General features: G+C 44.9%; 6 protein-coding genes and 1 tRNA gene. 2 read left to right on the top strand and 5 right to left on the bottom strand.

The features are described 5' to 3' along the window. The first annotated feature begins 267 nt into the window (after positions 1-267). Positions 268-429: a glycine zipper domain-containing protein gene (locus IBX48_RS10200; protein WP_296834190.1), complete on the top strand. Its 162-nt coding sequence runs from the start codon at positions 268-270 to the stop codon at positions 427-429. Here the strand turns inward: IBX48_RS10200 and IBX48_RS10195 are convergent. Together IBX48_RS10195 and IBX48_RS10190 are read right to left on the bottom strand one after the other, a co-directional pair. Next, positions 417-716, bottom strand: coding sequence for a DUF2442 domain-containing protein (locus IBX48_RS10195; RefSeq protein WP_296834187.1), 300 nt, complete (start codon positions 714-716; stop codon positions 417-419). The genes IBX48_RS10200 and IBX48_RS10195 overlap by 13 nt on opposite strands. Positions 717-723: 7 nt before the next feature. Next, a complete protein-coding gene (locus IBX48_RS10190; RefSeq protein WP_296834184.1) occupies positions 724-990 on the bottom strand; it encodes a DUF4160 domain-containing protein in 267 nt (88 codons plus the stop codon). Positions 991-1,075: 85 nt separating this feature from the next. On the opposite strand from IBX48_RS10190, the gene IBX48_RS10185 reads away from it, so the two are divergent. Continuing rightward, positions 1,076-1,201, top strand: coding sequence for a hypothetical protein (locus IBX48_RS10185; protein WP_296834180.1), 126 nt, complete (start codon positions 1,076-1,078; stop codon positions 1,199-1,201). A 406-nt stretch (positions 1,202-1,607) separates the two neighbouring features. Here the strand turns inward: IBX48_RS10185 and IBX48_RS10180 are convergent. The 3 genes from IBX48_RS10180 to IBX48_RS10170 form a co-directional block, all read right to left on the bottom strand. Continuing rightward, positions 1,608-1,698: transfer RNA gene (locus IBX48_RS10180), tRNA-Ser, on the bottom strand. A 49-nt stretch (positions 1,699-1,747) separates the two neighbouring features. Next, on the bottom strand, positions 1,748-2,221 hold the full coding sequence (locus IBX48_RS10175) for a DsrE family protein (RefSeq protein ID WP_296834175.1): 474 nt from the start codon (positions 2,219-2,221) through the stop codon (positions 1,748-1,750). Positions 2,222-2,337: 116 nt separating this feature from the next. Beyond that, positions 2,338-2,619, bottom strand: a 282-nt coding sequence (locus IBX48_RS10170) for a heme-binding protein (RefSeq protein ID WP_296834172.1), incomplete at its 5' end; no start/stop codon positions are given.

Below are 2,619 nucleotides of genomic sequence, written 5' to 3'. Positions count from 1 at the left end.
GATACATACCACTCCTATGATGAATCGTAAGAAACATCATGCCCAGCCCGCATCAGGCTGAGCAATCACTTCAATTTATTAAGGAGAAGGTATGTCTATTTATTGTCCAAAATGTGGCTCGCACCATGTGCGTCAGCGCAATATCGGGCGTAAGGTCGGGGTTCTGCGGGCGCGATTGCCGGTGGAGCTAGTGGGGCAGTCGGTGCATTAGGTGGCGCTAAAGCCGGTGCTGCGGTCGGTATTATTGGCGGCCCACCCGGTATTGCGGTGGGTACACTGGTCGGTGCCATGATGGGCGCATTAGTCGGCGCGGGTGCAGGTGGTTTAGCGGGTTCTAAGATCGGTGAGCGTCTTGATGACCGCGTCTTTGACAATCACGAGTGTCACGATTGCGGCCATGTGTTTTCAATAGAGCATTATTCTGAGTGAACAAGTCCAATGTTTGAAGACGTCTGTGTTTGAATTACAGGGCTTGATAGTTCAAGCACTTGTGTTTCAGCATAAGCTGTATCCGGTGCAATATCTTGACCATCAGGCCAACTGATTGCGCCAAATACAATCATGACTTGATTAAAGTAGTCACGAGATTTCAACGCTGAAAAAGCACCAAAGTCTAGATATGGTGACATGTCCAGAACTCCCTGCTTACCATCTTTAAAGGTGACAAGTAATTTTGTGCTTTCAAGTGGTTTAACATCAACGGCATCAGTCTTCATATAAGCCTCACAAAGGGTCTATTTTGTAGGGTAGCTCACCAGAAATTGCTAATTCCCAGTCCGCCATCAACTCATCTCGGTGTAACTCTATCCATGCTTGCACTAATCGAGTTTGCTTTCTGGGAAATTCACCACTGAGGATTTCACCGTTCTCAATATCAAAAACGACCTCATGCTCTGCATATCGCGCATGGATATGCGGCTTATGGTGTTGGCGATTATCAAGCAAATACATCCTGATAATTACACCATAAAACATTGAAATTATTGGCATCACAACCTCTTAACTAAAACTTTACAAATGATTATAACAAATCCATTCAATCCACCTGCACAAACTCAGGTAAAGGAGAAGTACCATGGTTGCAACAGCAAAAACCCATCAACCTAAATCTAACCCCAATCTAAAACTGATTCGTCGTTACGCTCAAGCCGAGCGTGTGGTCGAGACTAAAACCCTCGACCGCAATGACTGGCCAGCTTAACATTATGTTGACATACAGGGGTATGCTCTATGAAAAGTTTTATGAAACGATTGCTTGGTGGTTTTATGCCTGGAGCTTATTTAAGCTAACCCCAGCTCAAATGCAGCGCGACAATGGGTTTTATAGATACCCTCCGAGCCATGCAAAATTAGACACCAGCGATTAAACCGCCCCGCCTTAAAGCACCAGGCCTGGTGCGCCTTTATGTTCTTTGTAGAATTAACCTTGAGCTGAATTTACATTTAGCTCTCTATACTCAAGGTTATACTCACAACAAACGAGAAAACTGCAAAAAATAAAGTTCTAAGGAAAATATCAAATCTTTCACACAACCCAAATAAAGTTTTTATTTTTCATAAACTTAAGATACAAAAAAACCCGAACTAAGTCGGGTTTTTTTGGAATTTGGCGGAGAGCGGGGGATTCGAACCCCCGATAGGCTATTAACCTATACGCGCTTTCCAGGCGCGCTCCTTCAACCGCTCAGACAGCTCTCCAAATTGTGTGCGGATTATATAGGCTATTCACCCCCGTGTCCAGCCACAACTAAGGCACACGTATCACGCTGTAACCGAGTTTTTTATAGTCGTTTAATTGAGCCGTTCCAGATGGAGCGACATCTATAAAAGCCGGAAAATCATCCCGTGTTTTATTGCCCCAGCCTGCCACCACTTCACAAACATGCACCGTTACGCCTTGTTGGTGCAGTTGCTCAAAAGCCTGTTGATAAGGCTGGTTGACAAAACTATTACTTAACGCATTCAGCTCTCGACCATGACTAATGATAACGACATCTAAATCCGCAAACGCTTGTTTTAAAGCCGAAACTTGATGTTGTATATAAGGTGTGCGTTTTTCGACAAAATTCGCTTCACGACTGATCAGTTCCAACACAACACCAAACGGCGCTTGATTGGTTTCAATCCATTTTTCAACCTGCGGATGCAAACTCGGATTCGCCCAAACGGCCCCCGCCCACATCGATCCTACAAAAACGAACATCTTAATTAAACGTGACATAACGAATCCCCTTTATTTGAGGCATAAAAAAACCAGGCCTGGTGGTATTAAACAATAGCACCAGGCCTGGTTGGATGTTACAAATAATGTAAAGTGATGTAAATTACATCAGTTTATTACATCATTTCTAAGTCCATTTGCACGGTTTCAACACCAGCCGCCGCGCATTCTTCATCAACATCACCACCTGGTGCGCCACTTACGCCCACTGCGCCAAATAAACGACCACCGGCTGAAATCGTAACCGAACCGGCCATAAAGGCTAGGCCTTCACCCAAAGTTGGCAACGCACCTTGGGCTTGACTGGTTAACTGTGAACCGTTGGCATTAAACATAACGGCGGTGTAGGCTTTTTTCTGGCTGATACCAATCGATACCGGCGGTGCCATTGTATCGCG

Source organism: Thiomicrospira sp. (genome assembly GCF_014859555.1).
Classification (GTDB): domain Bacteria; phylum Pseudomonadota; class Gammaproteobacteria; order Thiomicrospirales; family Thiomicrospiraceae; genus Thiomicrospira.
Note: the sequence above shows the minus strand (reverse complement) of the source record. Positions and strands in the feature narration are given on the sequence as shown.